The sequence below is a fragment of the Streptomyces hygroscopicus genome, assembly GCF_026168105.1.
Lineage (GTDB): Bacteria > Actinomycetota > Actinomycetes > Streptomycetales > Streptomycetaceae > Streptomyces > Streptomyces hygroscopicus_D.
In genome coordinates, this window is the sequence record NZ_LBMW01000041.1 from 13,762 (window position 1) to 34,042 (window position 20,281).

16 protein-coding genes are annotated in these 20,281 nt (G+C 70.8%); 12 read left to right on the top strand and 4 right to left on the bottom strand.

Annotated elements, in window-relative coordinates; translation table 11 throughout:
• The first annotated feature begins 114 nt into the window (after positions 1 to 114).
• Both nrdR and AAW14_RS30075 read left to right on the top strand, forming a co-directional pair.
• Positions 115 to 672, top strand: a complete 558-nt coding sequence (nrdR, locus tag AAW14_RS30070) for a transcriptional regulator NrdR (protein WP_265567411.1) — start codon at positions 115 to 117, stop codon at positions 670 to 672.
• 148 nt (positions 673 to 820) lie between these two features.
• Complete coding sequence (locus tag AAW14_RS30075; RefSeq protein ID WP_265567413.1) at positions 821 to 3,712, top strand: vitamin B12-dependent ribonucleotide reductase; 2,892 nt, start codon at positions 821 to 823, stop codon at positions 3,710 to 3,712.
• Between the two features lie 70 nt (positions 3,713 to 3,782).
• Here the strand turns inward: AAW14_RS30075 and AAW14_RS30080 are convergent, their stop codons facing one another.
• Complete coding sequence (locus AAW14_RS30080; RefSeq protein WP_265567416.1) at positions 3,783 to 4,316, bottom strand: TerD family protein; 534 nt, start codon at positions 4,314 to 4,316, stop codon at positions 3,783 to 3,785.
• 152 nt (positions 4,317 to 4,468) lie between these two features.
• On the opposite strand from AAW14_RS30080, the gene AAW14_RS30085 reads away from it, so the two are divergent.
• From AAW14_RS30085 to AAW14_RS30095, 3 genes are all read left to right on the top strand, one after another.
• A complete protein-coding gene (locus tag AAW14_RS30085; RefSeq protein ID WP_265567418.1) occupies positions 4,469 to 5,074 on the top strand; it encodes a YdbC family protein in 606 nt (201 codons plus the stop codon).
• A gap of 270 nt (positions 5,075 to 5,344) precedes the next feature.
• The gene (locus tag AAW14_RS30090) at positions 5,345 to 6,004 is read left to right on the top strand and encodes a histidine phosphatase family protein (RefSeq protein WP_265567420.1); all 660 of its coding nucleotides are present in this window, start codon (positions 5,345 to 5,347) and stop codon (positions 6,002 to 6,004) included.
• 12 nt (positions 6,005 to 6,016) lie between these two features.
• Entirely contained in the window at positions 6,017 to 6,922 is a 906-nt protein-coding gene (locus AAW14_RS30095; protein WP_265567422.1) for an ADP-ribosylglycohydrolase family protein, read from the top strand.
• Between the two features lie 211 nt (positions 6,923 to 7,133).
• Here the strand turns inward: AAW14_RS30095 and AAW14_RS30100 are convergent, their stop codons facing one another.
• Positions 7,134 to 8,681: an MFS transporter gene (locus AAW14_RS30100; protein ID WP_265567423.1), complete on the bottom strand. Its 1,548-nt coding sequence runs from the start codon at positions 8,679 to 8,681 to the stop codon at positions 7,134 to 7,136.
• A 175-nt stretch (positions 8,682 to 8,856) separates the two neighbouring features.
• On the opposite strand from AAW14_RS30100, the gene AAW14_RS30105 reads away from it, so the two are divergent.
• From AAW14_RS30105 to AAW14_RS30115, 3 genes are all read left to right on the top strand, one after another.
• Positions 8,857 to 9,480 carry a TetR/AcrR family transcriptional regulator gene (locus tag AAW14_RS30105; RefSeq protein ID WP_265567482.1) on the top strand — a complete coding sequence of 208 codons (624 nt, stop codon included), beginning with the start codon at positions 8,857 to 8,859 and terminating at the stop codon, positions 9,478 to 9,480.
• Between the two features lie 138 nt (positions 9,481 to 9,618).
• Positions 9,619 to 10,320, top strand: coding sequence for a ribonuclease HII (locus AAW14_RS30110; protein WP_265567426.1), 702 nt, complete (start codon positions 9,619 to 9,621; stop codon positions 10,318 to 10,320).
• A gap of 69 nt (positions 10,321 to 10,389) precedes the next feature.
• Complete coding sequence (locus AAW14_RS30115; RefSeq protein ID WP_265567429.1) at positions 10,390 to 11,001, top strand: hypothetical protein; 612 nt, start codon at positions 10,390 to 10,392, stop codon at positions 10,999 to 11,001.
• 551 nt (positions 11,002 to 11,552) lie between these two features.
• On the opposite strand, the gene AAW14_RS30120 is transcribed toward AAW14_RS30115, so the two are convergent.
• Both AAW14_RS30120 and AAW14_RS30125 read right to left on the bottom strand, forming a co-directional pair.
• Positions 11,553 to 12,188: a hypothetical protein gene (locus tag AAW14_RS30120; protein WP_265567431.1), complete on the bottom strand. Its 636-nt coding sequence runs from the start codon at positions 12,186 to 12,188 to the stop codon at positions 11,553 to 11,555.
• 235 nt (positions 12,189 to 12,423) lie between these two features.
• Positions 12,424 to 14,676 (bottom strand): RecQ family ATP-dependent DNA helicase, encoded by a 2,253-nt coding sequence (locus AAW14_RS30125; protein WP_265567433.1) that lies wholly within the window; start codon positions 14,674 to 14,676, stop codon positions 12,424 to 12,426.
• Positions 14,677 to 14,809: 133 nt separating this feature from the next.
• On the opposite strand from AAW14_RS30125, the gene AAW14_RS30130 reads away from it, so the two are divergent.
• The 4 genes from AAW14_RS30130 to AAW14_RS30145 all read left to right on the top strand — a co-directional run bounded on the left by AAW14_RS30130 (position 14,810) and on the right by AAW14_RS30145 (position 20,193).
• Entirely contained in the window at positions 14,810 to 16,354 is a 1,545-nt protein-coding gene (locus tag AAW14_RS30130; protein ID WP_265567435.1) for a DUF4192 domain-containing protein, read from the top strand.
• 145 nt (positions 16,355 to 16,499) lie between these two features.
• Positions 16,500 to 17,165 (top strand): glycogen debranching N-terminal domain-containing protein, encoded by a 666-nt coding sequence (locus AAW14_RS39880; protein WP_416223397.1) that lies wholly within the window; start codon positions 16,500 to 16,502, stop codon positions 17,163 to 17,165.
• Positions 17,166 to 17,570: 405 nt separating this feature from the next.
• Positions 17,571 to 18,329, top strand: coding sequence for an NUDIX hydrolase (locus AAW14_RS30140; protein ID WP_265567436.1), 759 nt, complete (start codon positions 17,571 to 17,573; stop codon positions 18,327 to 18,329).
• Positions 18,330 to 18,453: 124 nt separating this feature from the next.
• The gene (locus tag AAW14_RS30145; RefSeq protein WP_265567438.1) at positions 18,454 to 20,193 is read left to right on the top strand and encodes an ATP-binding cassette domain-containing protein; all 1,740 of its coding nucleotides are present in this window, start codon (positions 18,454 to 18,456) and stop codon (positions 20,191 to 20,193) included.
• Positions 20,194 to 20,281: the final 88 nt, after the last annotated feature.

Below are 20,281 nucleotides of genomic sequence, written 5' to 3' on the forward strand. Positions count from 1 at the left end.
GTTGTGGTCCCCCCGGTCCTTCCGGCTCAGGAGATCGCCTATGCTTGGGGCTGCTTCGCGGGGCCCCTGAGGCCCGTGAGGTCTATGAGTCGTGCTGAAAGGAGGGTTGGAGCCATGCACTGCCCCTTCTGCAGGCACCCTGACAGTCGCGTCGTCGACAGCCGTACGACGGACGACGGCACGTCCATCCGCAGGCGCCGCCAGTGCCCCGACTGCTCCCGTCGTTTCACGACCGTGGAGACCTGCTCGCTGATGGTGGTCAAGCGGTCCGGAGTCACCGAGCCCTTCAGCCGCACCAAGGTCATCAACGGCGTGCGCAAGGCATGTCAGGGACGGCCTGTCACCGAGGACGCACTCGCCCAGCTCGGCCAGCGGGTCGAGGAGGCGGTGCGGGCCACCGGAAGCGCCGAGCTGACCACCCATGACGTGGGCCTGGCCATACTCGGCCCCTTGCAGGAGCTCGACCTCGTCGCCTTTCTGCGGTTCGCGTCCGTGTACCGGGCGTTCGACTCCCTGGAGGACTTCGAGGCCGCCATCGCGGAACTCAGGAAGCAGCAGCGGGAGCGCCCCGCCGTGGACGACGAGGACCACACCGTCGCGGAGCGCCAGGGAACCGATCGCGGGTCCGGAGGGACGGCCGACGTCCCCGTGCCCGCCATCGCCGCCGACTGACGGGAGGGCCGGGCGGAACCGGCCCCGTCGGCGGCGCACACAGACCCGTCACGCGCGCTCGCGTACGACGCGCGTGACAAGCAGACAACACCGTGCCATGGGAAGAAATGGGCACTTCAGGGCGTTTTTGCCCGTACAGGGAGGCGGCATGACAGAGACGGCGAGCGGTCCGGCACGAGGTTCCCGCGCGAAGGGCGCCAAGGCGAGCAAGGGCCTGCGCATCGAGCGCATCCACACCACCCCCGGCGTGCATCCGTACGACGAGGTCGAGTGGGCGCGCCGTGACGTCGTCATGACCAACTGGCGCGACGGCTCGGTCAACTTCGAGCAGCGCGGCGTGGAGTTCCCCGAGTTCTGGTCGGTGAACGCGGTCAACATCGTCACCAGCAAGTACTTCCGTGGTGCCGTGGGCACCCCCCAGCGCGAGGTCAGCCTCAAGCAGCTGATCGACCGCATCGTGAAGACCTACCGGAAGGCCGGTGAGGACTACAAGTACTTCGCCTCGCCCGCCGACGCGGAGATCTTCGAGCACGAACTGGCGTACGCCCTCCTGCACCAGATCTTCAGCTTCAACAGCCCGGTCTGGTTCAACGTCGGCACCCCGCAGCCCCAGCAGGTCTCCGCCTGCTTCATCCTGTCCGTCGACGACTCCATGGAGTCGATCCTCGACTGGTACAAGGAAGAGGGCATGATCTTCAAGGGCGGCTCCGGCGCCGGCCTGAACCTCTCCCGTATCCGCTCCTCCAAGGAGCTGCTCTCCTCCGGCGGCAATGCCTCAGGTCCCGTCTCCTTCATGCGTGGCGCCGACGCCTCCGCAGGAACGATCAAGTCGGGCGGCGCCACCCGCCGTGCCGCCAAGATGGTCATCCTGGATGTCGACCACCCGGACGTCGAGGACTTCATCGAGACCAAGGTCAAGGAGGAGGAGAAGATCCGCGCCCTGCGGGACGCGGGCTTCGACATGGATCTCGGCGGCGAGGACATCACCTCCGTCCAGTATCAGAACGCCAACAACTCGGTCCGCGTCAACGACACCTTCATGAAGGCCGTCGAGAACGGCGGGAACTTCGGCCTGCGTGCCCGCATGACCGGCGAGGTCATCGAGGAGGTCGACGCCAAGGGGCTCTTCCGCAAGATGGCCGAGGCCGCCTGGGCCTGCGCCGACCCCGGCATCCAGTACGACGACACGATCAACCACTGGCACACGTGCCCGGAGTCCGGCCGCATCAACGGCTCCAACCCGTGCAGCGAGTACATGCACCTGGACAACACGTCCTGCAACCTCGCGTCGCTGAACCTGATGAAGTTCCTGAAGGACGACGGCAAGGGCAACCAGTCCTTCGATGTCGAGCGCTTCTCCAAGGTCGTCGAGCTGGTCATCACCGCGATGGACATCTCGATCTGCTTCGCGGACTTCCCGACGCAGAAGATCGGCGAGAACACCCGCGCCTACCGCCAGCTCGGCATCGGCTACGCCAACCTCGGCGCCCTCCTCATGGCGACCGGCCACGCGTACGACTCCGACGGCGGCCGCGCCCTGGCCGGCGCCATCACCTCCCTGATGACCGGCACGGCGTACAAGCGCTCCGCCGAGCTCGCCTCGGTCGTCGGCCCGTACGACGGCTACGCCCGAAACGAGCAGCCGCACCTGCGCGTCATGAAGCAGCACGCCGACGCCAACGCCAAGGCCGTCCGCATGGACGACCTGGACACCCCGGTGTGGGCCGCCGCCACCGAAGCCTGGCAGGACGTCATCCGTCTCGGCGAGAAGAACGGCTTCCGCAACTCCCAGGCTTCCGTCCTCGCGCCGACCGGCACCATCGGCCTCGCGATGTCCTGCGACACCACCGGTGTCGAGCCGGACCTGGCGCTGGTCAAGTTCAAGAAGCTGGTCGGCGGCGGCTCGATGCAGATCGTCAACGGCACCGTGCCGCAGGCGCTGCGCCGCCTCGGCTACCAGGAGGAGCAGATCGAGGCGATCGTCGCCCACATCGCCGAGCACGGCAATGTGATCGACGCTCCGAGCCTCAGGCACGAGCACTACGAGGTCTTCGACTGCGCCATGGGCGAGCGCGCCATCTCCCCGATGGGCCACGTCCGGATGATGGCCGCGATCCAGCCGTGGATCTCCGGTGCCATCTCCAAGACGGTCAACATGCCGGAGTCGGCGACCGTCGAGGAGGTCGAGGAGATCTACTTCGAGGCCTGGAAGCTGGGCATCAAGGCGCTCGCGATCTACCGCGACAACTGCAAGGTCGGTCAGCCGCTCTCGGCGAAGAAGAAGGAGGCCGAGGAGAAGCAGCCGGAGCAGCCCGTCACCGCGGCCGAGCCCAGGGTCGAGAAGGTCGTCGAGTACCGCCCGGTCCGCAAGCGCCTTCCGAAGGGCCGTCCCGGCATCACCACGTCCTTCACCGTCGGCGGCGCCGAGGGATACATGACCGCCAACTCCTACCCGGACGACGGTCTCGGCGAGGTCTTCCTGAAGATGTCCAAGCAGGGCTCGACCCTCGCGGGCATGATGGACGCCTTCTCCATCGCCGTGTCGGTGGGCCTGCAGTACGGCGTGCCGCTGGAGACGTACGTCTCGAAGTTCACGAACATGCGCTTCGAGCCGGCCGGTATGACGGACGACCCGGACGTGCGGATGGCACAGTCGATCGTCGACTACATCTTCCGCCGCCTGGCGCTGGACTTCCTGCCCTTCGAGACGCGCTCCGCGCTCGGCATCCACTCGGCCGAGGAGCGTCAGCGCCACCTGGAGACAGGCTCGTACGAGCCCACCGAGGAAGAGGTCGACGTCGAGGGTCTGGCCCAGTCGGCGCCTCGCGCCCAGGAGCTCAAGGCGGTCGCCACGCCGAAGGCCGAGGCCGCGACGGCCCAGCCGGCCCCGAAGCAGGCGCACACCAGCGCCGAGCTGGTGGAGATGCAGCTCGGCATCCAGGCCGACGCCCCGCTGTGCTTCTCCTGTGGCACCAAGATGCAGCGGGCGGGCTCCTGCTACATCTGCGAGGGCTGCGGCTCGACGAGCGGCTGCAGCTGACCCGACCCCCTGAAGGGCGGCGGAGCCGACGGCCCCGCCGCCCTTCGGCGTCGAGGGGGCCCGACGGGGGTCAGAAGTCGTGGCGGCGGCCCATGACGCGGACGAAGCCCTCCGGGTCGGTGTCGTAGCCGCGAATGCCGGGCCGGAACGTCCACTCGCCGGAGGCGTCGCGTACGAACTCGGCCACCGTCGCCGCCGTCGAGCCCAGGACGTCTCCGAACTCGTCCTCGGCGAGGACGGTGTAGCCCTCACGCAGGCGCAGCGCCGGATTCAGGACGCCGACGAACGTCCTGCGGCCGGTGCGCTGTTGGATGACGACTCCAGCCACCACGCGCGCGTACCGGCTGTCGAGACGGTCCAGCTCCAGCGTCATGATCTCGTCCCAGCCGAAGCCCTTGCCGTCCAGGCTGTCGCGATTGAGGTAGATCGTGCCGTCCGGGGACCGGTTGTCGAAGTACACGACATAGGCGGGATCCCCGTACGGATCCGCCGCCAGATAGGTCGCGGCAACGATGTCGAGGTCCGTGGGCGGCTGTCCGGAGGGACTCGGGTCCCACTTCACCGCCAGCTCGACCTTGTGGAATCCCTTGTTGAGCCCGCTCATCACGCTTCCCTCCCCGTTGTCCTGACCCGTTCGGTGAACTTCCGTGCACTGACGGTCAGTTGTCCATTGTGCCTCCTGCGCGGGGGCGCTCGCTCGGGTGCACTCCGCCCGAGCGTGACCGACGCCACGCATGGTGGCCTTACGATGGCGCGGTGCTGGTCAAGTGGATTCGCTGCACCGTGGTGGACCGCCGCGGTTTCGAACGGGGGCAGCGAAAGTGGGCGGGGCTTCTGGGGGAGCCGGGCTTCCGGGGACAGGGCGGGGGCTGGAGCCGGGGGAGGCCCGGTGCGGCGCACATCTTCGCGTTCTGGGAGAGTCGTGCCTTCTACGACTCGTTCATGGCGCGCTCCCATGACCGGCTGGCCGCGTCGCAGTCGGGCACGTTCAAGGACCAGCAGGTCAGGCTGTTCGACTACCGCTTCGACGTGAAGACCGGCTTCGAGCCCCGTTTCACGGACGCCGACCTGGTGCGCGTCGCGCACTGCAGGATCCACGAGGAGCGGGCCGAGCACTTCGCGCTGATGCAGGAGAAGGTCTGGAACCCGGCCATGGCCGGCTCGCCCGGCATGATCCGCGGACTGTTCGGTGAGGCGCCGGGGCATGAGTTCCTGATCCTGTCGATGTGGAAGTCGGCCGCGGAACACGGCAAGTACCGGGAGGAGCGCGTGGAGCGCCTTGCGCTGCGGGCGCAGACGGAGGCGGACATCGCGGCGCTCACGGGTGACATCGTGGAGCTGGAGCCGACCTGGACGGTGTGACGTCGCTCCGACCTGAACGGTGTGACGTCGCTCCGACCTGGACGGTGTGACGTCGCCTCGCGCACCGCGGCTGCGGTCGCTGCGGTGCGGGTTTGAAATCCGGATGGACGCCGGGCCGGTTCGCGGCCAACCCGGCCGGAGGCGCGGACGTCGAGAATCCTGGCGAATTCGAGAACCGGACGGAACGGATGGGCGTCCCCTCGGTGTGACCTGTGCCGTATGAGGGGCCTCGAGTGCCCGTTCAGGCGTCACTCGATCTAGGGTTTTGGCATGGCACGACCACGGCGCATCGTCCTTGTCCGACACGGCGAGTCGGTGGGCAATGCCGATGACTCCGTGTACGCGCGCGAGCCCGACCACGCGCTGCCGCTCACCGAGAGGGGATGGCGGCAGGCGGAGGAGACGGGCAAGCGGCTTCGCGAGGTCTTCGGCAGGGAGCGCGTCAGCGTGTACGTCTCCCCCTACCGCCGCACCCACGAGACGCTCCGCGCCTTCCATCTGGACCCCGACCTGGTCCGGGTCCGCGAGGAGCCCCGGCTGCGCGAGCAGGACTGGGGCAACTGGCAGGACCGCGAGGACGTGCGACTCCAGAAGACGTACCGGGACGCGTACGGGCACTTCTTCTACCGCTTCGCCCAGGGCGAGTCCGGTGCCGATGTGTACGACCGGGTGGGCGGCTTCCTGGAGAGCCTGTTCCGCAGCTTCGAGGCGCCCGACCACCCGCCTAACGTGCTCCTGGTGACCCATGGCCTGGCCATGCGGCTGTTCTGCATGCGCTGGTTCCACTGGACGGTCGCGGAGTTCGAATGCCTCTCGAACCCAGGGAACGGCGAGACGCGCTCGCTCCTGCTCGGAGAGGACGGCAAGTACACGCTCGATCGTCCGTTCGATCGCTGGCGTGACCCACTGCCCTACTGGGTGACCGGATAGAGTGGCAGGGCGATGACCGCTGACTCCTCTCCTCATGGGCGCCTGGAACGAGCCCTGTCCAGCCTGCGCGGACTGGCGGTGGGGGACGCCCTGGGCTCACAGTTCTTCGTCCCCGCGAACTATCCGCTGCTCAAGCGCCGCGAGCTGCCGTCGGCCCCCTGGCAGTGGACGGACGACACGGAGATGGCCTGCTCCGTCGTGTCCGTCCTGGCCGCACACCACCGCATCGACCAGGACGCGCTGGCCCTCTCCTTCGCCGAGCACCACGACTTCGACCGTGGCTACGGCCCCGCAGTGAACCGTCTCCTCAGGCTCGTACGGGAGGGCGGCGACTGGCGTGAGCTGGCCGCAGCGCTGTTCAACGGGCAGGGTTCCTGGGGCAACGGCGCCGCGATGCGGATCGCGCCCCTGGGCGCCTGGTACGCCGACGACCCCGAGCAGGCCACCCACCAGGCGGAGATCTCCGCCTACCCCACCCACCAGCATCGTGAGGCCGTGGTCGGTGCGATGGCCGTGGCCGCCGCGGCCGCTCTCGTCGCCGATCCCGCGGGCCCGCCGAGGCCGGAGGCCCTGCTCGACGGGGTCGTCGCGCTCGTGCCGAAGAGTGCCGTCGGAGCGGGGCTGCGGCGCGCCCGGGACATGCTCGACTACGGCGACGCGACGACCGTCGCGGCCGTTCTCGGCTGCGGACGGCGTACGACGGCGCACGACACGGTGCCGTTCGCGCTGTGGTCGGCCGCGCGCGCCCTCGGCGACTACGGGCAGGCCTTCTGGACGACTGCGCAGGTGGGCGGGGATGTGGATACGACCTGCGCCATCGTCGGAGGTGTGGTCGCCGCAGCCAAGACGGGCGCACCGCCCAAGGAGTGGCTGGCCCGGACCGAGCCGCTGCCGGACTGGGCGCCGTTGTCGGCGTAGCGGGTCGGAGCGAAGGCCGACGGGCGGGGCGCGCCGGAGTGGTACTCCCAGTCGTCCTTTCGCCGGGGCGCTCGGCAAGAGCTGATCAGCGGATGCGTGCGTCATGCCGCGGACGGCCGGATCGGCGCCCCGGCCGTCGTCGCCGGGCGCTGGCCCGGGCGCCGCACGCTCCTGCCCTCGGCCCGTGGCCCTGGGGCGGAAGCGCTGCCCCTCAGCCTCCGGCCGGTCCCGCCGCGCCGGCCAGGGCCTCCAGATCGCTCTTGCGCACCCGGATGACCACCGCGGCCGTGACCAGGGCAAGCGCTGCCATCGCGGCGGCCGGGACGAACGCCGTCGAGATCCCGTGCGCGAGCACCTCGTGCCCCCAGGGAGCCGGCAGCAGATGCGTCCTGGCGAATTGCGCCCTCTGCTCGCCCGTACCGTTCGCCAGGAACTCCGGCAGCTGCTTCTGCGCCTCGTCCCGGCTCGCCGTGCCGAAGACCGTGGTCAGGATGGACAGGCCCAGCGAACCGCCCACCTGCTGCGTGGCGTTGAGCAGACCCGAGGCCGCGCCCGCCTCGTGCTGGGCGACGCCCGAGACGGCGGTGAGCGTCAGCGTCACGAAGTTCAGACCCATGCCGAAGCCGAACAGCAGCATCGGGCCGAGCACTCCCGCGACGTACGAACTGCCGGGGCTGATGAGGGTCAGCCAGCCCAGTCCGCTCGCCACGAGCGTCGCGCCGACCAGCATGAACGGCTTGGGCCCCAGCACCGGCAGGAACCGCTGCGACAGGCCGGCGCCGATCACGATCGCCACCGTCACCGGGAGGAAGGCCACACCGGACGAGATCGGTGTGTACCCCAGCACGTTCTGCACGAAGAGCACGATGTAGAAGAACATGCCGAACATCGCCGCGGCCAGGCTCAGCATGATCACGTATGTGCCCGAGCGGTTGCGGTCGGCGAACATCCTCAGGGGGGTGATCGGCTCCCGGGCCCGCGACTCGATGACGGCGAACGCCAGCAGCAGCACCAGCGCGGCACCGAAGGACCCGATCGTCACGCTGTCCCGCCAGCCGTTCTCCGAGGCCCGGATGAAGCCGTAGACCAGGGAGGCCATGCCGGTGGTCGAGGTGAGCGCGCCCGCGATGTCGAAGCGGCCGGGGTGGCGTTCGGACTCGTTGATGTACCTCGGGGCGAGCGCGGCGATCGCCACGCCGATCGGCACGTTGACGAACAGGACCCAGCGCCAGTCGAGCCACTCAGTGAGCATGCCGCCGGCCAGCAGGCCTATCGCGCCGCCGCCGGCCGAGACCGCGGCGAACACGGCGAACGCCCGGTTCCGTTCCGGGCCTTCGGGGAACGTGGTGGTGATGAGCGCCAGCGAGGTGGGCGACGCGATCGCGCCACCCATGCCCTGCAGGGCGCGTGCGGCGAGCAACTGCCAGGGCTCCTGGGCGAACCCGCCGAGCAGCGAGGCGAAGGTGAACAGCAGGATGCCCGTCATGAAGACGCGGCGCCGGCCGAGGATGTCACCGGCCCGGCCGCCGAGAAGCAGCAGGCCGCCGAAGGTGAGGGTGTACGCGCTGACCACCCACGTCAGGTCGGTCGTGCTGAACTTGAGCGCGGCTTGAATGTGCGGGAGGGCGATGTTCACAATCGTCGCGTCGAGTACCACCATGAGTTGGCAGGCCGCGATGACGGTGAGTGCGATGCCGGGATGCGCCTCCCGGCGGGCCGCTCCCGGCTTCTGTTCCTCGATCAATGGAGAGATTGTCACGATGGGTCCCCCACGAGTGCATGAGTGAACGCCTGCGTTCACTGTCGCGCCAAACGGTAGTGAGTCCCCGTCAGTGAACGCAAGCGTTCACTGAATTCACTGCCTTGTCGCGCCGCCCAACTGCTCGCCCTCATCCCGGAATCCCCGCTTCCCCATGCTCAACGGAGAAACACAGATGGGTACTTCGTCCTGGACGGCCGCACCCGCTCAGCCGGCCTCCCTTCGCCGACGCGGTGCTGTGCTCGAGCGCGCGATCCTCGAAGCCGCGCTGGAGCAGCTCAGTACGGTCGGCTGGAATGGCCTCACGATGGAGGGTGTCGCCGCCGGCGCCCAGACCGGCAAGGCCGCGGTGTACCGCCGCTGGTCGTCCAAGGAGGATCTCGTTGCGGACGCGCTCCAGTCCGGACTGCCGCGCTTCGACGAGGCCCCCGACCTCGGGAGTGTGCGCGAGGACCTTCTGGCGCTGTGCCGTCAGGCGCGCGAGGCGATGTACTCACGCCCCGGGTTCGCGCTTCGATCGGTGATTCACGAATGCGACACCTTGCAGGCTGAACGCTTCCACAGCGTGATCTACGAGGGTGTCGTGGAGCCGACCATCAGGCTGTTGCGTGAGGTCATCAGCCGCGGAATTGGGCGGGGAGAGGTGCGGTCCGATGCTGCCAACGCATATGTATTCGACGCCATGCCCGCGATGATGATGTACCGCTCAAAGATGTGCGGAAGTGAATGGAGCGAGCGGGACATCGAGGAAATGATCGACCAGCTGATGATTCCGCTGCTGCGATCGCACCGGGTCTGATCCGCCCTCTCCGGATGTCCGCGAGGGGGGAGTGGCGGGCCCGTGACCGTGCTCGTCGACGGGCCGTCGACGTGTGCGCCCCTGCCCCGGGAGCCAGGGTGTCGCACGGGGATCCCGGCGGCGTAGGCTAAGGACGCCATGCCGTACGAACCACCTACTCACACCGTCGAGCGCTCCCTTCGCGCAACGACCGGAGCGAAGGTCATCGCCGGTGTCGACGAGGTGGGGCGCGGTGCGTGGGCCGGCCCGGTCACCGTCTGCGCGGCGGTCACGGGCCTGCGCCGACCGCCCGAGGGCCTCACCGACTCCAAGCTGCTGACCGTCAAGCGGCGTACCGAACTCGCCGAGGTGCTGGTGAAGTGGGTGACGGCGTACGCCCTCGGTCATGCCTCCCCCGACGAGATCGACGACCTCGGGATGACGGCCGCGCTCAGGCTCGCGGCGGCACGCGCCCTGGAGGCGCTTCCCGTCCGTCCCGACGCGATCATCCTCGACGGGAAGCACGACTATCTGGGCGCGCCCTGGAGGGTCCGTACGGTGATCAAGGGCGACCGCTCGTGCGTGGCCGTCGCGGCTGCCTCGGTGATCGCCAAGGTTCACCGCGACAAAATGATGGCCGAACTGGGTATCGACCATGCAGACTTCGGTTTTGCGGCCAACGCCGGGTATCCATCGCCCGTGCACAAGGCTGCGCTGGAGGAGCGGGGCCCCACCCCGTACCACCGCCTGTCGTGGGCGTATCTTGATGCGCTGCCCAAGTGGCGGCACCTCAAGAAGGTCCGCAGCTGGGTGGAAGGAACCGTGCCGGAGATCGAGGGACAGCTCGGCTTCGACTTCTGAGCGGTTCCGATCGCACTCATGTGCCACCCGCCGACGCGTGTCGCACCGGCGTTTGATAAATATCAGCTCATGCCTCTCATTCCCGAGGAGCCTCAGATTCACGAGAGTGCCCAGGGTCCCCGCGCTACTCCGGCCGCAGGCCGCACCGCGCCGACCCCTCGTCCTGTACCCGGCCCCCGCCCCGCGGCGCCCGCGCGTCCCGGTCGTCCGGGGCCCGTCCGGCCGGCGTCGGCCCAGCGCAGCTCGCGCGAGCCGGCCGCGGCCAAGCCCGGGCCTTCCGCCCCCATCGCAACTCCGCAGATCCAGCTCATCCCCGCCTCGGTCGAGGGTGCGCTGGACGCCGCCGAGGAAGCCGTCGACCTGCTGCTGGAGTCCGGCCGCGCCCCCGGTGAGGTGCTGGTGATCACCACCGGCGAGCCGCACCCGTGGGCCGCGCACGAACTCTCCTTCGGCGAGGCCGCGTACTGGGCGCAGCACGACGCAGGTGACGACGTGTTCTACGCCGATGCCTCCGTCGCGTCCCGTGCCGCCGCCCGTCCGGTGGTCGTGGTCGCGGTCAACGGCGGCGCCGGTGCCACCGTCGCCACCGCGCTTCCGCTGGCGCTCGGCCGGGCCGGTGCCCTGCTGATCGTCTGCGGCGACCCGAAGCAGATCAATTCGGTGCTGGGCGCGGGCGTCTGAGCGACCCGGACCCGGTCCGGTGCGCTCGCGTACCGTGCCCGCGCCGGAGGCCTGGAGCCGGCCCGCCGCTTCGGGCTTCGGCTGCGGCGGTCGGTGAGGGTGCCGCTCCGCGGCACCAGTACGGCGGTCACTGCGGCATGCGCTGCCAGGGGTGCTGAACCGTGTCGGAGCGCGCCAGGGTCGGTGTACGCGAGGGTGGGTGTGCCGGGTTCTCCGGGCTCGGAGTCCGAGTTCATATGGCATGTTCGTGCCAGGGTCGGGCGGTGATGTGACCCTCGGTGTGCTTGCCCCGGGCCCCTCGGGGTGCCTGCGGGACGGTCCTGAGGGTTGTCCTGCCTTCGCCTCCGGGCGATGGGGGATCCTGGCGCGGTCGTCGCGGTAGTGCCGGTGGGTCTCGCGGCGAAGTCGCGCCGCTGGGTCTCCTGGTGTGGCTGTGCCGCTGGGTCTCCCGGTGTGGCCGTGATGGCATCTTCCGGCGTGGTCGGACCCTGGGTCCCGCGCGGTCGTACGTGGCCTGACGGCGGCCGAGGCTCTCGACGGCGGCGCATTGTTCAGCGCGCGGCGGCCCGGCGCAGTATCTCCGAGGCGGCGCCCCCGGTGCGCGGCAGTGGCGGGGGTCCTCCTGTCAGGTCGAACGCCTCCGGCGGTGACTCAGCGTTGGGGCTGCGGCCACCGCGGCCCTCGCCGAGGACCTGCCAGCCGTCACACGTCAGCGTGATGTACGCACCGCAGCGCAGCCCGTGCAGCGTGCAAGCGTCCCGCAGGCCCCACATCCATGCCCCGTCCTCCTCCGTCCAACGCGCGTCGCCCTCACGGCAGTAGAGCAGCACCGCCGTCCGCACGGGCGTCCGGCGCCGCAGGTCGTGGGGGATGACCCGGCGCAGCTGGGCGAGCAGCGCGTTGCGGAAGACCCAGCCGTCCGCCGGGACGGGCCGCCGGGTGAACGACGCGCTCGCTCGCAGCCGTTCGTCCGGGTCCAGCACGGCGACCACCGCTGTGGAGGGGCGTGGCCGATGCCGGGCATGCAGCCCGCTGACGACTTCGCGGGGGTTGCGCAGCAGCGGAATCCCCGCGGCTGCCCATTCCGCGGGCTCGAGCATCCGGGCCAGGGGGTTGGCGGAAGCGGCGGACAGTTCGGCAGAGGCCGTCATGGACGCCGCCGAGGACGGAGCGAATCCGAAGGTCACGATCCTCCCTTCGGCTACGCGCCCACACTGCGGGCGGGGTCGGACTTGGGGGAACGCACGCCGCAGCAGAGCCCTGTCGGATCACGGACAAGCCGTGCGGGGAGCGGACCTCAATTCTTCCCGTCGAACTGGAATGCGGCAACGAGCAATTGGAGCCCCCAACCGGTTTCTGGTGATGCGTGGCCAATATCCCCTGCCGCAAGCCTGTCTGGTGTGTTCCCAGGGAACGGGCGTGTCACGCCTGCACGGCCAGGACCAGCGGCAACACCTCCTCCGCCCCTGCCCGTCGAAGCAAGCGCGCGGCGACGGCCAATGTCCATCCTGTCTCAGTCGCGTCGTCCACGAGCAGCACCGGACCACCTGACTCCTTGAGAACCGCGGCCAGCGCGGGCGGCACGATCAGTGCCCCGTCGAGCGCCTTGAGCCGCTGCGCACTGTTGCTACGGGGCAGCCGGGGGACATCGCCCGCGTACTCCACGGAACCCAGCAGCGGCAGCCGCCCGATCTCCGCAATGCGCGCCCCCAGGCTGTGGATCAGCTGCGGACGCGTCCGGGAGGCCATGGTGACGACACCCACCGGACGGGGCTGTGCGTCGGGTCCTCCGCCGGCCCAACCGCCTGGCCCTTTCGCCCAGTCGGCCAGCACACCGACCACGGCCCGCGCGACATCGTCCGGCACGGGTCCGTCCGGTGCCTGGGGCGCCAGTATCGGCCGCAGCCGGTTGCCCCAGCCGATGTCCGAGAGGCGTCCCAGGGCCCGTCCCTGCGCCGCCTGCTCCCCGGCAGGGATGCGTCCCTTCAGGTCGACCCCGACCGCCGGCAGACCGGTCGGCCACATCTTCCGCGGCTCCACCTCGACGCCCGCGCGGCCGAGCTCACCGCGTGCCGCGTCCAGCGCGGCGGGGGAGACGGAGTCGGTGAACCGCGGGTCGGCGCAGTTGTCGCAGCGCCCGCACGGCGCGGCCGACTCGTCGTCCAGCTGCCGCCGCAGAAACTCCATCCGGCAGACCGTCGTCGTCACATAGTCGCGCATCGCCTGCTGCTCGGTCTCCCGCTGCTTGGCCACCCAGGCATAGCGCTCGGTGTCGTAGGCCCACGGGACGCCCGTGGCGATCCAGCCGCCCTGGACCCGGCGCACGGCGCCGTCCACGTCGAGGACCTTGAGCATTGTCTCCAGGCGGGACCGGCGCAGGTCGACCAGTGGCTCCAGGGCGGGCAGCGACAGGGGGCGGCCCGCACTCGCCAGGACGTCGAGCGTGCGCCGGACCTGCTCCTCCGGAGGGAACGCGATCGACGCGAAGTACTCCCAGATCGCCTGGTCCTCCCTGCCCGGCAGCAACAGCACCTCTGCATGCTCCACACCGCGGCCCGCGCGCCCCACCTGCTGGTAGTAGGCGATGGGCGACGAGGGCGAACCGAGGTGCACCACGAAACCGAGGTCGGGCTTGTCGAAGCCCATTCCGAGAGCGGAGGTGGCGATCAGCGCCTTGACCCGGTTGGCCAGCAGGTCCTCCTCGGCCTGCTGACGGTCCGCGTTCTCCGTCTTCCCGGTGTACGAGGCCACCGTGTGCCCGCACTGCCGAAGGAACGCCGTGACCTCCTCGGCCGCCGCCACCGTGAGCGTGTAGATGATCCCGGATCCGGGCAACTCGCCCAGATGCTCGGCGAGCCAGGCCATGCGGTGGGCGGCGTCCGGGAGCTGGAGCACGCCGAGGCTCAGGCTCTCCCGGTCCAGGGGCCCGCGCAGGACCAGCGCGTCCGTGCCGGCCCCGGTGCCGAGTTGCTCCGCCACGTCGGCCGTCACGCGCGCGTTGGCCGTCGCGGTCGTCGCCAAGACCGGGACGCCGGGCGGGAGGTCCGCGAGCATCGTGCGCAGCCGGCGGTAGTCGGGGCGGAAGTCATGGCCCCAGTCCGAGATGCAATGGGCCTCGTCGACGACGAGCAGACCGGTCGCGGCCGAGAGCTGGGGAAGTACCCGGTCGCGGAAGTCGGGGTTGTTCAGCCGCTCCGGGCTCACGAGCAGGACGTCCACCCGGCCCTCGGCCACTTCGGCCTGGATGGTGTCCCACTCCTCCGTGTTGGAGGAGTTGATGGTGCGGGCGTGGATGCCGGCGCGGGCGGCGGCCTCCACCTGGTTGCGCATGAGGGCGAGGAGCGGGGAGACGATGACCGTGGGGCCCGAGCCGCGCTCGCGCAGAAGCGCGGTCGCGACGAAGTACACCGCGGACTTCCCCCAGCCCGTGCGCTGTACGACCAGGGCTCTGCGCCGGTCCGCCACCAGCGCCTCGACGGCACGCCACTGGTCCTCGCGCAGCCGGGCCTCGTCGGCTCGCGCGCCGATGAGCCGGGCGAGGACGGCGTCTGCCGTGGCGCGCAGGCAGCCCTCGGCCGCGGCCGGGGCGCTGGGGTCCTGAGCCGGGGTGCGCAGGTCGTCCGCAGCGGCGGGCGTGGATTCGTGCGTCGTGGGACGCGGGTGTTCGTCGGTCATGGCATCCATGCAACCCGATGGGTCGGACATCGTGCGAACGAGTACCGCGACCTGTGGACAAGTCCTGGCGTGCTCATGGCCATGGTTATCCACAGCCCAAGCGGAATTCCAAGATCCGCGAGAAGGTCGCGGCATGACGAACCACGACGAAGCGGCCGGCTCCTCCGGCACCGGTGACATGGGCGGATTCGCACACGGCGGCGAGGCCGCCGCCTACACGGACCACGGCCCCTCGGCGCGACCGGGCAGCGAGGCCCAGGTCACGCTGCGCACCCCGGCCGAGCTGGCCGACGCGCTGCCGTACCTGCTCGGGTATCGCCCCGAAGACAGCATTGTGCTGGTCGCACTGCACGACCGGGACAGGCGTGGGAGGTTCGGCGGACGCGCACGCCTCGGTATTCCCACCCACCCCGACGACTGGGGCTCCGTCGCCCAACAGCTGGCGCACGGCCTGGTGACCGGCAGCGAGCGCAGAGGCGCCCGGCCGGAGAGCATGGTCGCCTACCTCGTCCAGGAACCGGTGAGCGGGGAGACGGGACGCGAGGTGATGGAACGCCTGCGGCCGCTCGCCCAGTCGCTGCGCACGGCCTGCGGCGCCTTCGACATCCCGGTGGTGGAGGCCCTGTGCATCTCCGACGGCCGCTTCTGGTCGTACTGCTGCCCGAGCCCCGACTGCTGTCCGCCCGAGGGACAGCCCATGGGCCTGCCCGGCACCTCGGTCCTGGCCGCAGCCGCGACCTACGCGGGCCTTCAGGTCCGCGGCAGCCTCAAGGAGTTCAGGGCGAGGCTGATTCCGCGTGAGACGGGGGCCGCGCTGGACCAGGAGGTCGCGCTGGACGCCGCGAGTCTGACTCTGGTCCCGAGGATTCTGGGCGGGGACACCCGTGATGAGGTCGCGGCGGAGACGCTCGGATTGGCCGAGCGGGTCATGGCGCGACTCGCCGAGGCCCCTCCCCTCTCCGGAGCGTCGGCGGCGGACCGTCGCGACGACGAGATGCTCGGACACGACGAGGCCGCGGCCCTGATCCTCGGCCTGCAGGACCGCGCCACCCGCGACCGTGCCGCGGAGTGGATGGAGGGGACGGAGGCCGCCGCTGCGCTGCGGCTGTGGCGCGCCCTGGCCCGCCGGTGCGTCGGCTCGTATGCCGAACACGCCGCCGCGCCGCTGACGCTCGCCGGATGGGTCGCCTGGTCGACCGGCGACGAACTCGAGGCCCGCGAAGCCCTCGCCATGGCTCTGGGCGCGGACCCCGACTACCTCTTCGCGCGCCTCCTGCACCAGGCCTGCAACGAAGGCCTGGACCCGGAGACCGTCCGCCGCTGCTTGCGCACCGGGCGAGCGGGCCGCGCGGGGAAGGAAGCCGGCCGCGCGGGCGAAGGGCCGGTCGCCACGGCGCCGGCCGTCACCGAGAACCTGCCGCCGGTCCCGGCGCAGGCCCCGATCCCGGCGCGGCGGCCTCATTCGACGGCCACGCCCCGTCGGCACCGCAAAGCGCGCCCGATGGGTGGCGGCAGCCGGCCGCCGCGCCGGTCCACCGAGGCGTTCGAGGCCCGCCATCGGCGCCCCGCCGACACCGCGGCGGCAGATGACGGATCACGGCGCGCGTCCGACGGCGCCACCAGGCGCTCGAGGTCTCGCCGCGGCTTTGACGGGCGGGCGGGAGAGGAAGACACATGAACATCTCCCGCTCCTCGTGCCACCACCCTTCGGTCGGCTTCCCCTCCTTCAGGCGTGACCCCGGCAGCGCCCCTTCCGTTCACCTGAGGGGCGGAACCCGTGCTCGGGCCGCGCCGCCGCACCGCTCACGACCATCCGGAGCCTCATGCCCCGTCCACACCGTCCCTCGACCGCGACGCCCACAGACGTCCCGCCACCCCCTTACCAGGCCTGTGCTTCCCGGGAGGTCCACCAGCCGCGGTCGTGGGCCCGGGCGGGACGCCGCTCCCACAGTGCACCCGGACCGGCCGCAGGCTTCCGGCCCGCCCCAAGCCCTGTCTCACCGACGCTTCGCACCGCCGATCTGCCGCCCGCCCCCACCTCGCTGATCCACGCCGCCCTGCCAGCAGCGGCGATCTCCACGCAGGAGGGGCAGCTCACGGGGCGAGGCCTGGAGGGGTTCTACCGAGCGGGTCGGCGCGTGCTCTCCCGCTGTCAGGTGCGGGCGGCGGGGCGGGAGCCGCATGCGGTGCAGGCTTGGATGATTCTGGCTCCGGGCCTGCCGGACAGGTCGCGGACCGAGCAGCTCGCGCGGCTGCTCGGAGGTCCCGCCATGGACCCCGGATGGGGACTGCGCGGCCTGGGCGCCAACGAGGCGGTGTACACCCGTTCGGACGCCGTGGGGGAGCCGAGTGGGTCCAGGAGACGGCCATCGCCGTCCCGGGCCTGGCAGCCGACGGCCAGGAGAAGGAGGCAAGCGGGCTCTACTGGGCGGGATGCTGTCGGCGGCGGAGACCTTCGGATACCGGCTGCCCGAGACGTTCGCGGGTGAGCCCCGCACCGAAGGGGGTGCGCCGCTGCCGCATCCAGTGGCCTGCCGTCGCGCCGCCCGGCGGCCGCCCCGGGGGGCTCCTGCTGACCGCGCTCGCCGGAATCCGCCCGGACGCCCCGGCCGGGACGTTGACCTCGTGCCCGGATCGCAGCGCTCCGCTCGGCGAGATCGTCCTGACGGGGCTGAGACTCGCCGGTGCCCCCTTCTCCGTCCGTGTCGGCCGACTCCGGGTCGCCGTGCCGGGGAGGCGGCCGAATGGCTGCAATTGGGGTGTGACCTTGGGCGACGTGTCCGGACCGCAGACGGTGGCCACCGACGGGATGCCTGCCGAACAGAAGCGGATCAGCTGTGGAAGCGGTCCACGAAGGGAGTGTTTATCGTCAGGAAGACGACTATGATCGCGGCATGCCCTACGACCCGTCAGCCTTTCCGCCCTTCGCCGTCACCGTGGACCTGGTCGTGCTGACCGTGCGCCGCCATGCCCTGTGCGCGCTGGCGGTGCGAAGGGGTGAGCCGCCCTTTCAGGGCCGGTGGGCGCTCCCGGGCGGATTCGTACGGGCGGACGAGGACCTGGCACAGGCCGCTGCACGCGAGCTGGCCGAGGAGACGGGCCTGCGCGCCCACGACCCGTCCGCGCCGACGCAGGACCACGGCGCCCACCTCGAGCAGCTGGCCACGTACGGCGATCCGAAGCGTGATCCGCGGATGAGGGTGGTCAGCGTTGCCCATCTCGCGCTCGCTCCCGACCTGCCGGCGCCACGGGCAGGCGGTGACGCCAACAGCGCGCGCTGGGCGCCTGTTGAGGAGCTGCTGCAGCAGGGCGGCTACGGCAGGGACGGGGAGCAGGCCGCGCCGCTCGCCTTCGATCACGCACAGATCCTGGCGGACGGCGTCGAGCGTGCCCGTTCCAAGATCGAGTACTCCTCGCTGGCCACCGCCTTCTGCCCGCCCGAGTTCACCGTGGGAGAGCTGCGCCGGGTGTACGAGGCGGTGTGGGGCGTGGCGCTGGATCCGCGCAACTTCCACCGCAAGGTGACCGGCACGCCCGGTTTCCTCGTCCCCACGGGCGGCACGACCACGCGGCAGGGCGGCCGGCCCGCGCAGCTCTTCCGTGCCGGCGGCGCCACGTTGCTCAATCCGCCGATGCTGCGTCCCGAGGTCTGACAGTAGGCCCGGCACCGGCCGGTCGGCAGGGAGCTCCAAGCTCGACACCGGAGGGGGAGGAGTCGAGGCCTGACAGCCCTTCAAGGTCCCGAAAAATTGGACATATCGCGCTATCTTGCTTCGGGTGATTCAGGCGATCGGACTGACCAGCAATCCCCGCAGGGACCTTCCGGCCGCCGTCGACGACGTGTCCTTCGAAGCCCGCGCAGGTCGCGTCACCGCGCTCCTCGGGACCTCCGGCGCGGGCAAGACGACGGTGCTCAGGCTCATGCTCGAGGTGCAACCGGGCCGTGGCATCACCTACTTCCGGGGCCATCCGCTGCACCGCATCGCCCACCCCCGCCGCGAAGTGGGTGTCCTCCTCGGCGACGTCCCCGGTCATCCCGCGCGTACGGTCCGCGGGCAGCTGCGGATGCTGTGTGCCGCGGCGGGCGTGCCCGTCCGTCGCGCCGACGAAGTCCTGGAAGCGGTCGGACTCGTCAGTCTGCGCGGCGAGCGCCTGGGCACCCTCTCGCGCGGTATGGACCGCCGTCTCGGTCTGGCCTGCGCCCTGCTGGCCGACCCGCACGCGCTCGTGCTGGACGATCCCGCCGACGGGCTCTCCGCCCGTGACGGCCGTTGGCTGCACGGCATTCTGCGCGCGCACGCCGTCCAGGGCGGCACCGTCCTGTTCGCCACCGCCGACGCCAAGGAGGCGGCGCGCACCGCCGACCGCGTCATCACTCTCGACCACGGCCGGGTCGTCGCGGACCAGGAGGTCACCGACTTCGCCCGCACCCGGCTGCGGCCGCGCGTGGCCGTCCGCAGCCCGCACGCCGACCGTCTCGGAGCCCTGCTCGCCAAGGAGGCCAGGGCGGCGCAACGTTCGGTGGAGGTCGTCCACGAGGACGGCAACCGGCTGACGGTGTACGGCAGTACCTGCCCCGACGTCGGCGAGACCGCTTTCCGGCACGGCATCCTCGTACATCAACTCGCGGAGGAACTCGGCGACATGGGGCCGACCGCGAACGCCGGGGCCGCTCCGCCCCCCTCGGCCGAGGTGCTGAATCCCGGTGATCTGCCCCCGCTGCCGCCGCCCGTCACCGTCCGGACCACTCCCGGCCCCTTGCGTCCGTTGCGCTATGAACTGCGCCGCGCCGCCGGGGTCGGCACGGGCTATCTCATCGCGGTCGCCGTGCTCGCCGCCTCCGTCGCTCTCTCCGTCCTCCTCGCCCGCATCGGGCACACCCCGCAGCGCCGCCTGCTGGCCGCTTGGCCCACCGAGCTCCCACTGCCGCCCGCGGCGCTCGGGGCGGGACTGCTCGGCGCCGTCGCCTTCGGCGACGAGTTCCGCCACCCGGCGCTGACGGCGGACCGCGGGACGGTCCCCCGTCGCCTGGGGCTGCTCGCCGCGAAGCTCATCGTCGTCGGTGCCACGGCACTGGTGCTGGCCTTCCTCGCCGTGGGCTGCGACCTCGAGACGCTCTACCTCCTGTACGGCCGGGAGCTCGCCCAGGTTCCCGACGACTGGCTTTCCCTCGGCGCCAGTTGGGTCGGGCTGGTCGTGGGGTGCGCCTGGGCCGGGGTGCTGGCGGCCGGCATCTTCCGGTCCACGACCGCCGGGCTCGCCGCGGTGGTCGCGGTCCCCGTCGTCGTCGTACCCCTCGTCGAGAAGGTGCCGGCGGGACCCTCGGTGCGGACCGCTGCGGGGTTCTCCGCGCGGATGCGTGAGCTTGCGCTGCTGCAATGGCCCTTCGGCGCGGGGCGGTATCTCGCCGCCGCGGTACGTGTGATCGTTCAACCAGTGGGCAGCGCACTCACCTTGTCCCTGACCGCGCTGATGTGCACGTATCTGTTCACAGCCCTGCGCGGGAGAGTCCGATGACAATCTTCCTTGCCCATCCGTTCCCCTGTGTGCACAACTGCCTCGAAGGACGCCCATTTCTTTCCGATAAGGCGTCAATTGCGACGGG